At 68.9% G+C, this 17,388-nt stretch carries 17 protein-coding genes; 3 read left to right on the plus strand and 14 right to left on the minus strand.

The genetic code is table 11. From position 1 onward, the window contains the following. Window positions 1-83 precede the first annotated feature (83 nt). From ACQ5SP_RS09210 to trpS, 11 genes are all read right to left on the minus strand, one after another. Entirely contained in the window at window positions 84-1,052 is a 969-nt protein-coding gene (locus tag ACQ5SP_RS09210; RefSeq protein WP_430938065.1) for an ABC transporter permease, read from the minus strand. Further along, window positions 1,052-2,158, minus strand: coding sequence for an ABC transporter permease (locus tag ACQ5SP_RS09215; RefSeq protein WP_430938066.1), 1,107 nt, complete (start codon window positions 2,156-2,158; stop codon window positions 1,052-1,054). The genes ACQ5SP_RS09210 and ACQ5SP_RS09215 overlap by 1 nt, the downstream gene beginning before the upstream one ends. Next, window positions 2,158-3,723, minus strand: coding sequence for an ABC transporter ATP-binding protein (locus ACQ5SP_RS09220; RefSeq protein WP_430938166.1), 1,566 nt, complete (start codon window positions 3,721-3,723; stop codon window positions 2,158-2,160). Before ACQ5SP_RS09220 ends, ACQ5SP_RS09215 begins: the two co-directional genes overlap by 1 nt. An 18-nt stretch (window positions 3,724-3,741) precedes the next feature. After that, on the minus strand, window positions 3,742-4,731 hold the full coding sequence (locus ACQ5SP_RS09225; RefSeq protein ID WP_430938067.1) for a BMP family lipoprotein: 990 nt from the start codon (window positions 4,729-4,731) through the stop codon (window positions 3,742-3,744). A gap of 154 nt (window positions 4,732-4,885) precedes the next feature. Next, window positions 4,886-5,305, minus strand: a complete 420-nt coding sequence (locus ACQ5SP_RS09230; protein ID WP_430938068.1) for a GNAT family N-acetyltransferase — start codon at window positions 5,303-5,305, stop codon at window positions 4,886-4,888. Beyond that, a complete protein-coding gene (gene tsaB / locus ACQ5SP_RS09235; protein ID WP_430938069.1) occupies window positions 5,302-5,955 on the minus strand; it encodes a tRNA (adenosine(37)-N6)-threonylcarbamoyltransferase complex dimerization subunit type 1 TsaB in 654 nt (217 codons plus the stop codon). The genes ACQ5SP_RS09230 and tsaB overlap by 4 nt, the downstream gene beginning before the upstream one ends. Then, window positions 5,945-6,505 carry a NifU family protein gene (locus tag ACQ5SP_RS09240; protein ID WP_430938070.1) on the minus strand — a complete coding sequence of 187 codons (561 nt, stop codon included), beginning with the start codon at window positions 6,503-6,505 and terminating at the stop codon, window positions 5,945-5,947. The genes tsaB and ACQ5SP_RS09240 overlap by 11 nt, the downstream gene beginning before the upstream one ends. Window positions 6,506-6,582: 77 nt before the next feature. Further along, window positions 6,583-7,038 carry a universal stress protein gene (locus ACQ5SP_RS09245; protein ID WP_430938071.1) on the minus strand — a complete coding sequence of 152 codons (456 nt, stop codon included), beginning with the start codon at window positions 7,036-7,038 and terminating at the stop codon, window positions 6,583-6,585. A gap of 62 nt (window positions 7,039-7,100) precedes the next feature. After that, entirely contained in the window at window positions 7,101-7,964 is an 864-nt protein-coding gene (locus tag ACQ5SP_RS09250; protein WP_430938072.1) for a branched-chain amino acid aminotransferase, read from the minus strand. Window positions 7,965-8,030: 66 nt separating this feature from the next. Then, window positions 8,031-8,519, minus strand: a complete 489-nt coding sequence (locus tag ACQ5SP_RS09255; RefSeq protein WP_430938073.1) for a VOC family protein — start codon at window positions 8,517-8,519, stop codon at window positions 8,031-8,033. A 109-nt stretch (window positions 8,520-8,628) separates the two neighbouring features. Then, window positions 8,629-9,684, minus strand: coding sequence for a tryptophan--tRNA ligase (trpS, locus tag ACQ5SP_RS09260; RefSeq protein ID WP_430938074.1), 1,056 nt, complete (start codon window positions 9,682-9,684; stop codon window positions 8,629-8,631). Between the two features lie 76 nt (window positions 9,685-9,760). On the opposite strand from trpS, the gene ACQ5SP_RS09265 reads away from it, so the two are divergent. After that, window positions 9,761-10,459 carry a rhomboid family intramembrane serine protease gene (locus tag ACQ5SP_RS09265; RefSeq protein ID WP_430938075.1) on the plus strand — a complete coding sequence of 233 codons (699 nt, stop codon included), beginning with the start codon at window positions 9,761-9,763 and terminating at the stop codon, window positions 10,457-10,459. Window positions 10,460-10,462: 3 nt separating this feature from the next. Here ACQ5SP_RS09265 and murJ read toward each other — a convergent pair whose 3' ends face one another. From murJ to ACQ5SP_RS09280, 3 genes are read right to left on the minus strand one after another with little or no spacing between them, the layout of a single operon-like run. After that, entirely contained in the window at window positions 10,463-12,013 is a 1,551-nt protein-coding gene (murJ, locus tag ACQ5SP_RS09270; protein ID WP_430938076.1) for a murein biosynthesis integral membrane protein MurJ, read from the minus strand. Beyond that, the gene (locus ACQ5SP_RS09275; protein ID WP_430938077.1) at window positions 12,010-14,832 is read right to left on the minus strand and encodes a [protein-PII] uridylyltransferase; all 2,823 of its coding nucleotides are present in this window, start codon (window positions 14,830-14,832) and stop codon (window positions 12,010-12,012) included. Before ACQ5SP_RS09275 ends, murJ begins: the two co-directional genes overlap by 4 nt. Next, window positions 14,792-15,955, minus strand: a complete 1,164-nt coding sequence (locus tag ACQ5SP_RS09280; RefSeq protein WP_430938078.1) for a penicillin-binding protein activator — start codon at window positions 15,953-15,955, stop codon at window positions 14,792-14,794. The genes ACQ5SP_RS09275 and ACQ5SP_RS09280 overlap by 41 nt, the downstream gene beginning before the upstream one ends. Window positions 15,956-16,053: 98 nt before the next feature. Here ACQ5SP_RS09280 and rsmI point away from each other — a divergent pair, with 98 nt between their 5' ends. After that, entirely contained in the window at window positions 16,054-16,917 is an 864-nt protein-coding gene (rsmI, locus tag ACQ5SP_RS09285; protein WP_430938079.1) for a 16S rRNA (cytidine(1402)-2'-O)-methyltransferase, read from the plus strand. 37 nt (window positions 16,918-16,954) lie between these two features. Further along, window positions 16,955-17,308: a YraN family protein gene (locus tag ACQ5SP_RS09290; RefSeq protein ID WP_430938080.1), complete on the plus strand. Its 354-nt coding sequence runs from the start codon at window positions 16,955-16,957 to the stop codon at window positions 17,306-17,308. Window positions 17,309-17,388 lie beyond the last annotated feature (80 nt).

Consider the following 17,388-nt stretch of genomic DNA (forward strand, 5'->3'; position numbering starts at 1 on the left):
AGGGTTAGCACGGGCCAGAGGCTGCCGCGCCGCGAAAATTTTCCGCGGCGCGGCGTTCGCGTAACTTCCTCTTAACTCGGCGGTTACCGTTCCTTCACATAGGGCTGTCCGCCGGCGCGGGGCGGGATCGCGCGGCCGACGAAACCGGCCAGGATGACCACGGTCAGGATGTAGGGCAGGGCCTGCATGAACTGCACGGGGATGGTACCGATCCCGGCGACGTCGATATTCTGGTAGCGGATGCCGATCGCTTCGAGCAGGCCGAAGAGGAGACAGGCCCAGAGCGCGTACCACGGCCGCCATTTCGAGAAGATCAGCGCGGCGAGCGCGATGTAGCCCTTGCCCGCCGTCATGTCCCGTACGAAGCCAGCCGCCATGCCCGTCGCCAGGTAAGCCCCGGCGAGCCCGCAGAGAAGCCCGCAGATCATCACCGCCCAGTAGCGCTGGCCGGTGACCGATACGCCCGCGGTGTCGACGGCGGCCGGGTTCTCGCCCACCGCCCGCAGACGCAGCCCGAAGCGGGTGCGGAACAGCACCCACCAGGTCGCCGGGACCGCGAGGACGGCGATATAGACCAGCAGCGTGTGCCCCGAGATCAGCTCGGCGTAGACCGGGCCGATCACGGGAACGCCCGACAAGGTCTCGGCGAAGGGCAACTCGAGCCGGGCGAAGCGCCCGTCGCCGGACAGCGCCGGCGTCTGTCCGCCAAGCCCGAACCAGCTCTGGCCGATGAAGGCCGTGAGCCCCGAGGCGAGGAAGTTGATCGCCACCCCCGAGATCAGCTGGTTGCCCCGGAAGGTGATGGAGGCCAGCCCATGGATGAGTGCCAGAACCAGCGACGCCGCCGTGCCCGCCAGGAGGCCGAGCCAGACCGAACCCGTCACCGCCGCGACCGCCGCCGAGAAGAAGGCCGAGGCCAGCATCTTGCCCTCGAGGCCGATGTCGAAGATGCCCGAACGTTCCGAGAAGAGCCCGGCGAGGCAGGCCAGCAACAGCGGCGCGGCAAGCCGCAGCGTGGAGTCGAGGATTTGCAGGATCGTGGCGAAATCCATCACGCTTTCCCTTTCCGCCGGCGGCGCAGGCCAAGGAACAGGTTCTCCATCGGGATGCGGACCATGTTGTCGAGCGCGCCGGTGAACAGGATCACCAGCGCCTGGATGACGAGGATCATCTCGCGCGAGACGGCGGGCATCTCGAACTGAAGCTCGACGCCGCCCTGGTAGAGCATCCCGAAGAGCACCGCCGCCAGGAACACGCCGAAGGGATGCGAGCGCCCCATCAGCGCCACCGCGATCCCCACGAAGCCCGCGCCCTGGACGTGATCGATCACCAGCCGCTCGCCCTCGCCGACGACGGTGTTGACCGCCATCAGCCCGGCCAGCCCGCCGGAGATGAGCATCGCCGCCATGATGATCCGGGTGGGCGAGATGCCGGCATAGACCGCCGCCGGTTCACTGTGCCCGAAGGCCCGGATCGCGAAGCCGAGCCGCGTGCGCCAGATCAGCGCCCAGACCCCGACCGATGCCAGGATCGCCAGCAGGAAGCTGATATTGACCGGGGGTGATTTCGAGTAGGGGATCCCGAACCAGCCGAGCATGTCATGGGCCGACGGCAGGTGCGCGCCTTCGGGAAAGCGCGCGGTCTCGGGCGCCATCGAGCCCGGCACCTTGATCACGTTGACCAGCAGGTAGACCAGCAGCGCCGCGGCGATGAAATTGAACATGATCGTGGTGATCACGATATGGCTGCCGCGCCGGGCCTGCAGCCAGGCCGGGATCGCCGCCCAGGCCGCGCCGAACAGCGCGGCGCCCAGGATCGTCGCGGGCAGCGCCAGCGCCCAGTGCGGCCAGGGCACCGAGAGCGCCACGAGCGCCGCGCCGAGCCCGCCGACCAGCGCCTGGCCTTCGCCGCCGATGTTGAACATGCGCGCGTGGAAGGCCACCGCGACCGCGAGCCCGGTGAAAATGAAGTTGGTGGCGTGGAAGAGCGTATATCCCCAGGCCGTCGCGCTGCCGACCGAGCCGCGCAGCATGATCTGCATCGCCTCGACCGGGTTCTCGCCGATCGAGAGCACCACGAGCCCCGAGACGAAGAAGGCCAGGACCAGGTTGATGAGCGGGACGAGGACGATATCGGCCCAGCGGGGCATTCTGTCCATCAGGCGACCTCCCCGGCGTCGGACTGCATACCGGCCATCAGCAGGCCAAGCTCGCGTTCGTCGGTCTCGGCCGTGATCCGTTCGCCCATGATGCGCCCGTCGAACATCACCGCGACCCGGTCGCTGATCGAGAAGATCTCCTCCAGCTCGACGCTGACCAGCAGGATCGCCTTTCCGGCGTCCCGAAGCCGGACGATTTCACGGTGGATGAACTCGATCGCGCCGATATCGACGCCGCGCGTCGGCTGGCCCACCAGCAGCAGGTCCGGGTTTCGCTCGATCTCGCGGGCGAGCACGATCTTCTGCTGGTTCCCGCCCGAGAAGTTCCTGGCCTCGAGTTCCGGGTTCGGCGGGCGCACGTCGTAGCGGGCCATCTTGTCGGCGGTCTCGCCGCGCATCGCGGCGTTGTCCATCAGGAGCGCGTTTCTGTTGTAGGCCGGGTCGTTGTGATAGCCGAAGGCCATGTTCTCCCAGGCGAAGAATTCCATGATCAGACCGAGCCGCTGTCGGTCCTCCGGCACATGGGCGATGCCGCGGGCGCGGCGTTCCTGGCCGTTGGCGCCGGTGCTGAGGTCGAGTTTCTGCCCGTTCACGCGCACGTCTCCGGTGCCCGGGGAGATGCCGCCGAGAACCTCCAGCAGTTCCGACTGGCCGTTTCCGGCGACCCCCGCGATACCGAGGATCTCGCCGGCCCGCACCTCGAGCGAGATGCCCTTGAGCCGCTCGACGCCGTCGGCGTCCGTCACGCGCAGGTCGTCGACCTCGAGCACGGTTTTCCCCGGGCGCGCGGGCGGCTTTTCGACCCGCAACAGGACCCGGCGCCCGACCATGGCCTCGGCCAGTTTCTCGGGGCTCGTTTCCGCGGTGCGCAGGGTCGCCGTCATCTCGCCGCGGCGCATGACGCTGACCGTGTCGGTCACGTCCATGATCTCGCGCAGCTTGTGGGTGATCAGGATGATCGTCTTCCCCTCGCGCTTGAGGTTGCGCAGGATACGGAAGAGGTGATCGGCCTCCGACGGGGTCAGCACGCCGGTGGGTTCGTCGAGGATCAGGATCTCGGCCTGGCGGAAGAGCGCCTTGAGGATCTCGACCCGCTGCTGGTGCCCGACGCTGAGCGTCTCGATCCTGGCGTCGGGGTCCACGTTCAGCTCGTACTCGGCGGCGAGTTCCTTCAGCAGCCCGCGCGCCCGCGCCAGCGATGGGCGCAGCAGCGCGCCGTCCTCGGCGCCCAGCACCACGTTTTCCAGCACGCTGAAATTCTGCACCAGCTTGAAATGCTGGTGAACCATCCCGATCCCGGCCCTGATCGCCGCCTGGCTGTCCGGGATCGGCGTCTGCCGGCCATTGACGCATATCTCCCCGGCATCGGCCTTGTAGAAACCGTAGAGGATCGACATCAGGGTCGACTTGCCGGCGCCGTTCTCGCCGACGATCCCGTGGATCGTCCCGGGCGCGACCGACAGCGAGATGTCCCTGTTCGCCTGAACCGGGCCGAAGGCCTTGGAGATGCCTTTCAGTTCAATGGCGGGGGCGGCAGTTTCCTGCCGCCCCGGATCCTGTTCCATTGTCACGGGAACCGTCCCTTACTTCACCGGGCACTCGTTATTCGACATGTAGTCATGCACCGCGACGTCGCCGGAGATGATCTTTGCCTTGGCGTCTTCGACCGCGGCCATCATCTCGTCGGAGACGAGCGCCTGGTTGTGCTCGTCCACGGCCACGCCGACGCCGTCGTTCGACAGGTCCAGCACGTGGATGCCGGTCTCGACGTCAGGACCGGCCGCGAAGGCGTTGTAGACGGCCACGTCGACCCGCTTGAGCATCGAGGTCAGGACGGACCCCGGATGCAGGTAGTTCTGGTTCGAGTCGACGCCGATGCCGAGGATGCCCTCGTCGGCCGCCGCCTGCAGAACGCCCACACCGGTGCCGCCGGCGGCGTGATAGACCACGTCGGCCCCCTGCGAGACCTGCGCGCGGGTCAGCTCGGCGCCCTTGACCGGGTCGTTCCAGGCAGCCGGCGTGGTGCCGGTCATGTTCTGGATCACCGTGGCGTCGGGGGTCACCGACTTGACGCCCTGCACGAAGCCGCAGGCGAATTTGCGGATCAGCGGGATGTCCATGCCGCCGATGAAGCCCACGGTGCCCGACTCGGAGGCCATCGCGGCCATCTTGCCCACGAGGTACGAGCCCTGGTGCTCGGCGAAGACGACGGAGCGGACATTCGGCTGGTCGACGACCATGTCGATGATGACGAACTTGGTGTCGGGGAAGTCCGGCGCCACGTTCTCGACCGCCGAGGCGAAGGCGAAACCGGTCATGACGATTGGGTTCGAGCCGCCATCGGCGAACCGGCGCAGCGCCTGTTCGCGCTGCGCTTCGGACTGAAGTTCGATCTCGCGATAGCTCTCGCCGGTTTCGTCACCCCAGCGCTTGGCACCGTTGAAGGCCGCCTCGTTGAAGGATTTGTCGAACTTGCCGCCCAGGTCGAAGATAAGCGCAGGTTCCGCGGCGGCCCCCGCCGCACCCATCGCCAGCGCCGCCGCGGCGCCAAGACACGTTTTCATGAAGGTCATACCACACTCCCGGTTGTGTTGTCTGGCGGCGCCGGTGGCGGCGCGCCGGGGTCCGGTCGCACAGGCGCCGGATCACAAGCAGTTTAGGACCGAGGCCAGCGAAAGGGTCAACAGCTTTTTGCACCGCCGACGCGCCGCGGGAGGTGACCCAGCGTCAATCTCCGCTGAGCGATTTCGTCAGCACCAGCGCGTCGCTGCGCCGCTTGTCCGGGGCGGTGTAGTAACCGGGCCGGCGGCCGCTCTCTTCATAGCCCGCCCCCGCGTAGAGCGCCCGTGCCGCCGCGTTGTCGTCTGCGACCTCGAGGAACAGGCGGGTCGCGCCCCTTGCCGCCACGGCGGTTTCGAAGGCAGCCAGCACCGCCCGGCCGCGCCCGGCGCGCCGCAGGGACGGCGGCACGGCGATGGTCAGGAGTTCCGCCTCGTCCAGCGTCACCCGGCCAAGCGCGATGCCCTGGGCGTCGCCCACGAGCAGGATGCCGGGACTGTCGAGAAGGGTGGCGAATTCCGCCGCGCTCCAGGGCCGCGAGGTGGTGAAGGCTGCGGCATGGAGCGCCGCCAGCGCCGCGGGTGTCATGGCAGGATCACGGGCGGCGCCTCGGCGGGCGGCGCCGCGTCCGCGGGACGAACATAGAGCGGTGCCGGGCGCGGATGCGCGCGCCCGAGCCTGCGCGCCGCCACCCTGCCGATGGCGATGGCGAGCGGGAAGGCCGGCGACGCGACGGCGCTGTCAAGGCGTGCCGCCAGCGTTTCGGCGGCATGGCCGATGCAGGGGGTTCCGGCCGGCGCCGGCAACGCGACCGTGTCCGGCGCGCCCAGCACCGGGTCAAGCGGCCGGTCGTCCCCGGCGAGCGCCAGGTAGGCGAGCCCGCGCCGTGCGTCGAGACTGGCCAGCACGGGGCCGGGCTGGCCTTCGGCCATCGCGTCGAAGCCCGCCACGCCGATCGCGGGGATCCCGAGCGACAGCGCGAGCCCGCGCGCCGCGGCGACGGATATGCGCACGCCGGTAAAGTTCCCGGGGCCGATCCCGACGCCGATACCGGCGAGATCGCGCCAGCCGGCGCCCGCCTCCGAGAGCAGCTCCTCGAGCAGCGGGAAGAGCCGTTCGGCCTGTCCGCGCCGCATCTCCTCGTGCCGGCGCGCAACGGGATCGTCACCGCGAAGCAAAGCGGCCGCGCAATGCGCGGCCGATGTATCGAAGCCCAGGACGAGCGGCTCAGGCGGCAACCGGGCGAACCTCGATCACTTCGGGGATGTAGTGGCGCAGAAGGTTCTCGATCCCCATCTTCAGCGTCAGCGTCGACGACGGGCACCCGGCGCAGGCGCCCTGCATGTGCAGGTAGACGATGCCGCGATCGAAACCGTGGAAGGTGATGTCGCCCCCGTCCTGCGCCACGGCCGGGCGCACCCGGGTGTCGAGCAGTTCCTTGATCTGGTTCACGATCTCGGAATCCGGGCCGTCATGCGCGGCGTGGGCGCTTTCCTCGCGCTCGCCTTCGAGAACCGGGTCACCGGACTGGAAATGCTCCATGATCGCGCCGAGGATGGCGGGTTTCACATGCTCCCATGCAACCGCGTCATCCTTGGTCACGGTGACGAAATCATGCCCGAGAAACACGCCCGTCACGCCGTCATTGGCGAAGATACGCCGGGCGAGGGGCGATTTCTGCGCCGCGTCGAGCGTCGGGAAATCGGCGGTCCCGCCGTCGAGGACGGCCTGGCCGGGCAGGAATTTCAGCGTTGCGGGGTTCGGTGTCGATTCCGTCTGGATGAACATGTGCGCCTCCTGGGTATGAACAGGATATGCGCGCCGCATCGCATGGTGTCAAGATTTAGAACAATTCTAAAAGCGGCTCAGGCCACCGCTTCGATCTCGTCCTTGCTGAGCCCGCCGGGCACGATCGTGATCGGGATGGGCAGCGTTCCCGACGTCCGGCTCAGCTGGCTGACGAGCGGGCCGGGCCCGTCACGTGACACGCCCGCGCCCAGGACCAGCACGCCGATGTCGCGATCCTCCTCGATCTGGGCGAGGATCTCGGGCACCGCCTCGCCCTCGCGGATGACCAGTTCCGGGTCCACCTGCTGACGGTCGCGCATCCATTTCGCGAACACCTCGAAATGGGCGTTTATGCGCTCGCGCGCCTCTTCGCGCATGATGTCGCCCACGCCGATCCAGTGCTGGAATTCCTCGGGCGGGATGATGGCCAGGATCTGGACGCCCCCTTTCGTGCGCGCCGCGCGCATCGCGGCGAAGCGCATGGCATTCAGGCATTCCTTGCTGTCGTCGAGCACGACGAGAAACTTGCGCATGGGTGGCCTCCGGTTGCCCGCGGCATGATTGCGGAAAGCGTGCCGTCCGGCAAGCCTTGTGCTTAGCCGGCGGAACGCGCCCAGTCCCAGTACAGCTCGCGCACCCGGCGGGTGACGGGCCCCACCTGGTAATGCGTGTCGTCGAACTGGGTGACCGGGGTGACCTTGCTCATGTTGCCGGACAGGAAGACCTCGTCGGCGGCCCGGAAGTCGTCGAAGGTCAGCACCGTCTCGTGCACGGCGACGCCCTCTGCCCCGAGGTTCGAGATGTGCCGCGCCCGCGTGATCCCGGCCAGGAAGGTGCCGTTCGCCACCGGCGTGAAGATCTCGCCGTCACGGACCATGAACACGTTGGCCGTCGCGCTCTCTGCCACGTTGCCGAGCGCGTCCGCGACCAGCGCGTTGCCGAAGCCCTTTCCGCGGGCCTCGGCAAGCATCCGGGCATTGTTGGGATAGAGACAGCCCGCCTTGGCATTGACGACGGCGTCTTCCAGGACCGGGCGGCGGAAGCGGGTCGTGGTCAGCGTCGTGGTGGCCTCTGCCGGGGCCATCGGGATTTCCTCGAGGCAGATGCAGAAACCGGTGGCGCCCTGTTTCGGCACCACGCCAAGGTCGCCGCCGTCCAGCGCCCAGTACATCGGCCGGATGTAGACCGCGCTTCCGGCGGGATAGGCCGTCAGGCCCTCGCGCACGATCTCGGCCATTTCGGCGGCGCCGGTGGTCGGGGTGATCATCAGCGCCTCGGCCGAGCGGTTCACACGGGTGCAATGGGCCTCGAGATCGGGCGTGATTCCCTCGAAATGCCGCGCGCCGTCGAAGACCGTGGTGCCGAGCCAGGCGCCGTGATCGGCCGCGTTCATGACCTTCACGTCGCCGTCATGCCAGCGCCCGTCATACCAGGTGCGGATGTTCTGTCCCGTTGCCATGCTGTCCTCCCGAAAATCGCCGGCATCTAACCACCGCCGGGCGGGAGGGTCCAGAGCCGCCGGGACCTATGCCTCCGCTTCGGCGAGAAGCGCGGCGACGTCGAGCGGCGCATTGATCATCGCCAAATGCCCGTCGCCATCGCGCGGCCAGTCCGACCGGGGCCGGTCGCGGTAGAGCTCGACGCCGTTGCCGTCCGGATCGCGCAGGTAGACGGCCTCGCTGACGCCGTGATCGGCCGCGCCGTCGAGCGGGATGCCCGCCTCGGTCACGCGTCGCACGGCTTCCGCCAGCGCCGCGCGCGACGGGTAGAGAAAGGCCGCGTGGTACAGCCCTGTATGTCCCGGCGGGGGCGGTGTGCCGCCACGGCTCTCCCAGGTGTTGAGCCCGATATGGTGATGATACCCGCCGGCCGAGAGGAAAGCCGCGCCGGGACCGTAGCGTTGCTGCAGCTCGAAGCCGAGAACGCCGGAATAGAAGGCGATGGCGCGGTCGAGATCGGCGACCTTCAGGTGCACATGCCCGATGCGGGTTTCGGGGTGGGTCGGGGCTGTCATGGCGCGCTCTCCTGTTCGTCTTGACGCCAGGGTAAGCCCGTCGCCCCGGAAATGCGTCCCCGCTGTAAGCGCAGATGCTGTGCGCCGGCGCAGGCCCGCCGCGCGCCGCTCAGCGCGAGCGCACCATCCCGATGATGTCGCGGGTGCGGGCGAGGATCGGTTCGGCGATCTCGGCCGCGCGGTCGGCGCCGTGCCCCAGCAACCGGTCGATCTCGGCCGGGTCTTCCATCAGCCGGCCCATTTCTTCGGAAATCGGGGCGAGCTTGGCCACCGCAAGGTCGGCGAGCGACGGTTTGAAGGTCGCGAATTGCTGGCCGGCATGGTCGGCGATCACCGCCCCGGGGGTGGTATCGGCCAGTGCGGCGTAGATATTGACGAGGTTGCGCGCCTCCGGCCGATCCTCGAGTCCCTCGACGCTGTCGGGCAGCGGCTCGGGATCGGTGCGGGCCTTGCGGATTTTCTTGGCGATGGTGTCGGCGTCGTCGGTCAGGTTGATCCGGCTCATGTCCGAGGGATCGGATTTCGACATCTTCTTGGACCCGTCGCGCAGGCTCATCACCCGCGTGGCCGCGCCCTCGATCACCGGCTCGACGACGGGGAAGAAATCCACGCCGAAATCCTGGTTGAACTTGATCGCGATGTCGCGGGTCAGCTCGAGATGCTGCTTCTGATCCTCGCCCACCGGCACATGCGTGGCGTGGTAGGCCAGGATATCGGCGGCCATCAGCGTCGGATAGGCGTAAAGCCCGACGCTCGCGGCCTCGCGGTTCTTTCCGGCCTTGTCCTTGAACTGGGTCATGCGGTTCAGCCAGCCGATCCGCGCCACGCAGGAGAAGATCCAGCCGAGCTCGGCATGGGCCGGGACCTGGCTCTGGTTGAACAGGACGGAGCGTTTCGGGTCGATGCCGGCGGCGATGAAGCCCGCCGCCAGTTCCCGTGTCGCGCGGGTCAGTGCGGCAGGATCCTGCCAGACGGTGATCGCGTGCAGGTCGACGATGCAGTAGATCGTCTCCGTGCCGCTTTCCTGCATGTCCACGAAGCGTTTCATCGCGCCGAGATAGTTGCCCAGCGTCAGGTGGCCCGAGGGCTGGATTCCCGAAAAGACCCGCGGCGTGCGCCGGTTCGCGCCGCCGCCGTCACGAGGCGTGTGGACCGCTCCCGTCATCTTCTGTATCTCCGTCAAAGAAAGTCACGCGCGCTTATCGCCGCCGCACCGGCGGGCGTCAACCGGAGCTTTGCCCGTGCAGGACAGCGACCCGAACGCCAATCCCTTCAACCCGCTGCCGCCCGTGGTGATCGCGCTGGCCGTGGTGATCGCGGGGGTCGAGCTGCTCTTCGCGGCCGCCGAACGCGGCTTTATCGGCGGCCCCGGTGCCATCGGCTGGCGTCTGGCGGCGATCCAGGCCTGGGGCTTCGTCGACGTGGTCTTCGACTGGATGATCCAGAACCGCCGCTTCCCGCCGGGCGACGTGGCCCGGCTCGTGACCTACCCGCTGTTGCACGTGGGGTTCAGCCATGCGCTTTTCGTGGTGGTCTTCGTTCTCGCCCTCGGCAAGATGGTGGGCGAGGCGTTCCGGGGCTGGGCGGTGCTGGCGGTCTTCTTCGGGGCGTCCGTCGGCGGTGCGCTCGCCTATGGCCTGCTGCTCGATGACCGGGTGGCGCTTGCCGGGGGGTTCCCCGGCGTCTACGGGCTGATCGGGGCCTTCACCTATATCCTGTGGATGCGGCTGAGCGATGCCGGCGCGAAACGCTACCGGGCCTTCGCGCTGGTCGGGCTCTTGCTGGCGGTGCAACTCCTGTTCCAGCTCTTCTTCGGCGGGCATAGCGGCTGGGTCGCCGACCTCTCGGGGTTCGTCACCGGGTTCCTGATGTCCTTCGTGGTCAGTCCCGGCGGTCCGGCGCGGCTGCGGGGCTGGCTGGCGCGGGCCCGCCGGCGCTAGGGCCTATCCCCGCTTGACGGCCGATTTCAGGTCGGCGCGGGTAAAGGCGCCGGTCAGGATGCTGGCGAGCGCGTAGGCGCCCATCCCGGCGCCCACCAGGGCGGCCAGCGCGGGGACGCGCAGAACCGGGTCGTCCCAAAGCCCGGACATGGCGCTCTCGAGGCCCCAGAGCACCCCGGCCATCAGGGCCGAGGCGAGCAGCATCCGCGGCAGGCGACGCTTCAGCCGGTCGTCCGGGGCGGCGGCGTCGCCCATGCGGCGCGAGCCGACCCAGAGCAGAACCGCCATCGCCCAGCCTGCCAGGGTCGTGCCCAGCGCGGCGGCGATATAGCCCAGGCTGTAGCTGAGCCCGATCGCCACCGCGGCGTTCACGACCAGCGAGACGACCGCGAAATAGAACGGCGTCCGCGTGTCTTCGCGCGCGAAGTAGAGCGGCTGCAGCACCTTTTGCAGCACGAAGGCCGGCAGCCCGGCGCCGTAGACCGCAAGCGCCAGCGCCGTGGCGGCGCTGTCGTCGGCGGTGAAGGCGCCACGCTCGAACAGCACCGAGATGAGCGGCCCCGGCACCACCACCAGCGCCACCGCGGCCGGCACGGTCAGCGCCAGTGCGAACTCGGTCGCGCGGTTGAAGGCATGGCGTCCGCCATCCGTATCCTCGGCGCGCAGGCGCCGCGACAGGTCGGGCAACAGCACCACGCCGATGGCGATGCCCACGACGCCCAGCGGCAACTGGTAGAGCCGGTCGGCGTAGTTGAGCCAGGCCACCGCACCGTCATAGAAGCTCGCCACCTGCCGGCCGACGAGCAGGTTGATCTGCACGACGCCGCCCGCCATCGCCGCGGGCGCCGCGATCACGGCCAGCCGCCTGAGTTCCGGCGTCAGCCGCGGGCGGTGCGGGCGGATGCGGAGGCCCGCACGCTCGGCCGCGCGCCAAAGCAGCGCGAGTTGCGCGATCCCGGCCACCGGCACCGTCCAGGCCAGCGTCGCGCCCAGCGGCCAGCCCAACGCCGCACCGACCGCCAGCGCGGCGATGAACAGCAGGTTCAGCAGCACCGGCGCGGCCGCGGCGGCCACGAACCGGCCCATCGCGTTCAAAACGCCCGAGAGCAGCGCGGCCAGCGAGATGAACAGGATGTAGGGAAAGGCGATGCGCCCGAAATCCACCGCCATGTCGAAGCGCGCATCCGCGAGAAACCCGCTGGCCATCGCCACCACCAGCGCCGGCATGGCGAGTTGTGCCAGCAGCGTGAAGACGATGAGAATTCCCGCCAGCCCGCTCAGCGCGTCCGCGGCGAAGCGCTGGGCCTCCGCCGTGCCGTCGCCCTCGAGCTTTTTCGAGAACATCGGGACGAAGGCCATGTTGAAGGCGCCCTCGGCGAAGAAACGGCGGAACATGTTGGGCAGGGAAAAGGCGATCAGGAAGGCCTCGGCCACCGGCCCGGCGCCGAGAAAGGCCGCGATCATGATGTCGCGCACGAAACCCAGGACACGGCTCGCCAGCGTCCAGGCACCGACGGTGAAGAACCCCGCGACCAGCCGGATCGGCGAGGTCACGACCGCGCCCTCTCGTCGCCGCGGTCGATGGCCTGGCGCAGTTTCTTCTCCAGGGCGTCGCGCTTGGCGCCGGAATGCAGTTTCAGGCCGAACATGTCCTTGACGTAGAAGACATCAACCGCCTGCGCCCCGTAGGAGGCGATCACGGCGGTGGCGATGTAGATATTGTTCGCCGCCAGCACCCGCGTCAGGTCATAGAGCAGCCCCGGCCGGTCGCGGGTGTCGACCTCGACGATGGTGTAGATTTCCGAGCCTTCGTTGTCGAAGGTGATCGACGTGGGGATCTGGAACTTGCGCTCGCGCTTCTTGATCTTGTCGCGATCCTTGAGCGCCTCGGCCGCGACCACCTCGCCCTTCAGGGTCTTGTCGATCATCTTGCGCAGGCGGGGCAGGCGGCTCTCGTCATAGGGGGACCCCTCGGAATCCTGGACCCAGAACACCGCGGTCGCATAGCCGTCCGAGCTGGTGAAGGTCTTGGCGTCGACCACGTTCGCGCCGACCAGCGCCAGCGCGCCCGCCAGCCGCGAGAAGATGCCCGGGTGATCGGCCAGCGCGAAACAGGCCCGCGTCGCGTCGCGATAGGTGTCCTGGGTCAGGTCCATGCGGATCTCGTCATCGCCGATATCGCGCAGCAGCTTGGCGAAGACCACCTGGCTGTCGGTGTCCAGCCCCTGCCAGTAGGGGCCGTAATGGCGCCGGGTCTCGCGCTTGAGATCGGCCTTGTCCCAATCGGACAGCGTCTCGCGCAGCGCGCGCTTGGCCTCGCGGACGCGCTTGGCGCGGCTGACTTCCTCGAGACCGCCCTCGAGCATGTCGGCGGTGGCGTTGTAAAGCTCACGCAGCAGCACCGCCTTCCAGTTGTTCCAGGTGCCGGGGCCGACGCCGCGGATGTCGCAGACCGTCAGCACCAGCAGCAGGTTCAGCCGTTCGCGCGACTGCACCAGGCGGGCGAAATCGCGCACCGTGCGCGGATCGCTGATGTCGCGCTTCTGCGCCATGTCGGACATCAGCAGATGGTAGCGCACCAGCCATTCCACCGTCTGCGATTCCGCCTTGGACAGGCCCAGCCGCGGGGCGACCTTGCGCGCGATCCGCGCGCCGACGATGGAGTGATCTTCCGGGCGCCCCTTGCCGATGTCGTGCAGCAGGAGCGCGACGTAGAGCACCTTGCGGTTCACGCCCTCTTCCAGGATCGACGAGGCGATCGGCAGATCCTCGATCAGTTCGCCGCGTTCGATCTCGGCCAGGTTCGAGATGCATTGGATCGTATGCTCGTCCACCGTGTAGTGGTGGTACATGTTGAACTGCATCATCGCGACGATGCGCTGGAATTCGGGGATGAAGGCGCCGAGCACGCCCAGCTCGTTCATCCGCCGCAGCGCCCGTTCCGGGTTCCCGTGCTTGAGCAACAGGTCGAGAAAGATGCGGTTTGCCTCCGGCGATTTCTGCAATTCGTCGTCGATCCGGTGCAGGTTCGCCGCGATCAGGCGCATCGCGTCGGGATGGATCAGATACCCGGTGCGCAGCGCTTCCTCGAACAGGCGGAGGAAATTGAGCTTGTCGGCCAGGAACTCGGTCGGGTCGGCGATGGAGATCCGGCCATGCACGATGTCGTAACCCTGGGCGATCTTACGCCGCCGCCCGGCGCGGCGCAGGAAGCCGACGACCGGCGGCGTCTTCTTGACGTGCCGGGCTTCGAGCCCGGTGAGGAAGATACGCGTCAGTTCGCCGACGCTGTTGGCGTGGCGGAAATAATCCTGCATGAAATGCTCGACCGCCCGCCGCCCGCCGCGATCCTCGTAGCCGAGCCGCGCGGCGACCTCGACCTGCATGTCGAAGGTGAGCTGATCCACCGCCCGGCCCGCGTTCAGGTGAAGGTGGCACCGCACTGCCCAGAGAAATCCCTGGGCGCGCACGAACTTGTCGAACTCTTCCTGCGTGAACATGCCGAGCGCAACCAACTCGTGCGCCTCGCGCACCCGGTGGACGTATTTGGCGATCCAGAACAGCGACTGCAGGTCCCTGAGCCCGCCCTTGCCTTCCTTGACGTTGGGTTCCAGCACGTAGCGCTGGCCGCCCTGGCGCTTGTGGCGCTGGGCGCGCTCCTCGAGCTTGGCCTCGACGAATTCCGCCGCGGTTCCCTGGAAGAGATCGGTCCAGAGCCGCTCGTCCAGCTCCGCGGCGAGCCCGGCGTCCCCGCCGAGAAAACGCTGTTCCAGAAGCGAGGTTCGGATGGTCATGTCCTGCCGGCCCAGCCGCACGCAATCGGCCACGGTGCGGCTGGCATGGCCGACCTTCAGCTTCAGATCCCAGAGGATGTAGAGCATCGACTCGATCACGCTCTCGGCCCAGGGCGTGATCTTGTAGGGGGTGAGGAACAGCAGATCGACATCCGAGAACGGCGCCATTTCACCCCGGCCGTAGCCGCCGACGGCCATCACCGCGATCCGCTCGGACTCGGTCGGGTTGGGCAGGGGATGCAGACGCTCGCGCGCGATGCGCAGCACCTCCTCCACCACGCGGTCGGTCAGCCAGGCATAGGCGCCCGTGGTCGGGCGCGCCTCGAGCGGGCGCGCCCGGAAGGCCGCGGAAATGGCCTCGAATCCCCGTTTCCGGGCCGTGTCGAGAACGTCGACCGCGATGGCGCGGACCTCCTTGCCGTCGGCCGCGTTCGCGAAGCGCGCGTCGAGCTCGGCCCGGACGGCGTCCGGGTCGAAGATCTCCTGCGCGGGGCAGATCAGGGCCGCGGGCGCGGCGCTGGGCGTGACGTCCGCCGGGTCAGAAACCGGGGCCGCCGAAGCTTCTTGGGGCAGGATCAATGATCGTTACTTCGCTGTCTTGGATTTCCGCGATGGCGAGGGCGCGCCGGTTGGTTCCATCCGGCAGCAGCCGGAAGACGCCGTTCACCCCGGCAAAGCCCGAGGCCTGGGTCAGCTGGGGGGTCGTCAGCGCGTCGGACCGACCCGTCGAGACCAGCGCCCCGATGGCGGCGATACCGTCATAGGCCAGGCCGGCCAGCGGGTGCGGCGGGGTGCCGTAGGTCTCGGCGTACCGCGCGTCGAAGGAAGCGCGCGTCCCGGGATCGGGCAGCGCGAACCAACCGCCCTGCACGCCGGGCAGGTCCAGCGTGGCCCTCGGGATGTCCCAGCGGGTCAGGCCCATGAACTGGATCTCCGGCGGGCCGACGCGGTTCTCGGGCAGCAGCTGCGTCAGCAGCGGCAGCGCCCCGGCCGTGTCCGAGGTGAAGACGATGGCGTTGGTGTCGGTGCCGCGCGCGGTCTCTGCTATGGGTCCGAGCGCGTCCACGACGCCCTGCTGCGAGAACTCGTAGGTGCCGGCGCCGGTCAGGGTCGCGCCGCTGAGGATCGTTGCGTCCTCGACCGCGGCCCGGCCGATCTGGCCCGACGGGTTGTTGGCATGCACCACCATGATGCGGCTGCGGCCCTGCGCGGTCGCGTAGTTGACCAGCCGCCGGGCGGTATTCTCGAAGGTGTTGCCCAGGAGGAAGACGTTGCCGCCCGCGGCCCGCGGATTGTTGGAGAAACTCAGCAGGTTGACGTTGACGGCTGCGCCCGCGGCCTGCGCGGATTCGGCAAAGAGCGGGCCGAGGATGACCTTCGCGCCCTCGTCGACCGCGCGGCGCGCGGCATCGGCCGCGATCTGGGGCGCGCCGCCGGTGTCGTAGACGCGCAGGTCGATTTCCGCGCCGTCGAGATCGTCCACCGCCATCCGCGCCGCGTTCTCGAGGCTCCGCGCGAGCGCCGTCGTGCGGCTGTCCTCGGCGCCGTAGGGCACCAGCAGCGCCACCGGGACCGCGCCGCGCGTGTTCACCTGCGGCCCGCCCGTGCCGATCGGCCCGGCGCAGGCGGCCAGAAAGGCGGTAACGAGCATGGCGACCACAAGCCTTGGGCCGGCGGTGGCGCGGTTCAGCATTGCGGTCATCCCGGTCTCCTCGAATGCTGGCCAGAACAGGAAAAGATGTGGCAGAACCTACCGGGTTGGCGTCGTCAAGTAAACGGCGCCGTGACCGGGAGACCCTTATGGATCATCGACCGGCCCGGTTGGCGCCGGGTCTCTATTTCGTGGCGACGCCGATCGGCACCGCGCGTGACATCACGCTGCGCGCGCTCGACGTGCTGGCGTCGGCGGACGTGCTGGCGGCCGAAGACACCCGCACCCTGCGCAAGCTGATGGAAATCCACGCCGTCCCGGCCGGCGACCGGCCGATCATCGCCTATCACGAACACAACGGGCCCAAGGTCCGGCCGCGCCTTCTGGCCATGCTGGCGGAGGGCAAGTCGGTCGCCTACGCCTCGGAGGCCGGCACGCCGCTGGTCTCCGATCCGGGCTTCGTCCTGGCGCGCGAGGCGATCGCCGCGGGGGCCGACGTGACCGCCGCGCCGGGGCCGTCCGCCGTGATGGCGGCGCTGACCGTCGCCGGCCTGCCGACCGACCGCTTCTTCTTCGCCGGCTTCGCGCCCGCCGCGCAGGGCGCGCGGCGGAGCTACCTGGAGAGCCTCGCGGCCGTGCCCGGAACGCTCGTCTTCTTCGAGTCCCCCAAGCGCGTTGGGAAATTGTTAACCGATATGGCCGAGGTTCTGGGCGGCACCCGGCAGGCGGCGGTCTGCCGGGAACTGACGAAGAAGTTCGAGGAAACCCGCCGCGGCACGCTGCAGGCCCTGGCGGCGCAGTATGCCGGGGCACCGCCTCGGGGCGAGGTCGTGGTGCTCGTCGACCGGGCCGGCGCCGAGGCCGCGGCCTCGGATGACGAGATCGCGGCGGCGCTGCGCGATCACATGGCGGAGGGCAGCCTGAAGGATGCCGTGGCGGCGGTCAGCGCCGCCTATGGCCGACCGCGCAAGGCGGTCTACCAGATGGCCCTGGCGCTGGCGAAGGGGGACTGACCCCGGCCCGCGCGGGGCGCGCGCGGGGGAAAGCGGGATGAGCGGGATCGAGGGATACGAGTCCGGGCGCGCCGCCGAAGAGGCGGTCGCGCGGCATTACGCCCGGCGCGGCCACGCGGTGCTGGCCCGGCGCTGGCGCGGGGCGGGCGGCGAGATCGACCTTGTCTGCGCCCGCGCGGGCCTGATCGTCTTCGTCGAGGTCAAGAAGGCCCGCAGCCTCGACGCGGCGGCGCTGCGCCTCTCGCCCGGGCAGATCGCCCGGCTGCAGACCGCGGCGCTGGAATATCTCGGGACATGTCCGAAAGGCGCGGACAGCGACATGCGCTTCGATCTCGCCTGTGTCGACGGGGTGGGGCGGATCGTGGTGACCGAAAACGCGATCTGGGGATAGCGGCGCGGGCCGGCGGGCACGTATCCCGATTGCAACCCGCGCCCGGGTCGGCCAAACAGGACCGGACCGAAACCCGCAGG

It is taken from the genome of Rhodovulum sp. YNF3179, from assembly GCF_050586465.1.
In the GTDB taxonomy this organism is placed as follows: Bacteria; Pseudomonadota; Alphaproteobacteria; order Rhodobacterales; family Rhodobacteraceae; genus CAJXYS01.

Excerpts from the sequence above, each read along its gene's own strand:
- ACQ5SP_RS09210 (WP_430938065.1), bottom strand. The coding sequence starts at position 1,052 with ATGGATTTCGCCACGATCCTGCAAATCCTCGACTCCACGCTGCGGCTT.
- ACQ5SP_RS09215 (WP_430938066.1), bottom strand. The coding sequence starts at position 2,158 with ATGGACAGAATGCCCCGCTGGGCCGATATCGTCCTCGTCCCGCTCATC.
- ACQ5SP_RS09220 (WP_430938166.1), bottom strand. The coding sequence starts at position 3,723 with ATGGAACAGGATCCGGGGCGGCAGGAAACTGCCGCCCCCGCCATTGAA.
- ACQ5SP_RS09225 (WP_430938067.1), bottom strand. The coding sequence starts at position 4,731 with ATGACCTTCATGAAAACGTGTCTTGGCGCCGCGGCGGCGCTGGCGATG.
- ACQ5SP_RS09230 (WP_430938068.1), bottom strand. The coding sequence starts at position 5,305 with ATGACACCCGCGGCGCTGGCGGCGCTCCATGCCGCAGCCTTCACCACC.
- ACQ5SP_RS09240 (WP_430938070.1), bottom strand. The coding sequence starts at position 6,505 with ATGTTCATCCAGACGGAATCGACACCGAACCCCGCAACGCTGAAATTC.
- ACQ5SP_RS09245 (WP_430938071.1), bottom strand. The coding sequence starts at position 7,038 with ATGCGCAAGTTTCTCGTCGTGCTCGACGACAGCAAGGAATGCCTGAAT.
- ACQ5SP_RS09250 (WP_430938072.1), bottom strand. The coding sequence starts at position 7,964 with ATGGCAACGGGACAGAACATCCGCACCTGGTATGACGGGCGCTGGCAT.
- ACQ5SP_RS09255 (WP_430938073.1), bottom strand. The coding sequence starts at position 8,519 with ATGACAGCCCCGACCCACCCCGAAACCCGCATCGGGCATGTGCACCTG.
- trpS (WP_430938074.1), bottom strand. The coding sequence starts at position 9,684 with ATGACGGGAGCGGTCCACACGCCTCGTGACGGCGGCGGCGCGAACCGG.
- ACQ5SP_RS09280 (WP_430938078.1), bottom strand. The coding sequence starts at position 15,955 with ATGACCGCAATGCTGAACCGCGCCACCGCCGGCCCAAGGCTTGTGGTC.
- rsmI (WP_430938079.1), top strand. The coding sequence starts at position 16,054 with ATGGATCATCGACCGGCCCGGTTGGCGCCGGGTCTCTATTTCGTGGCG.
- ACQ5SP_RS09290 (WP_430938080.1), top strand. The coding sequence starts at position 16,955 with ATGAGCGGGATCGAGGGATACGAGTCCGGGCGCGCCGCCGAAGAGGCG.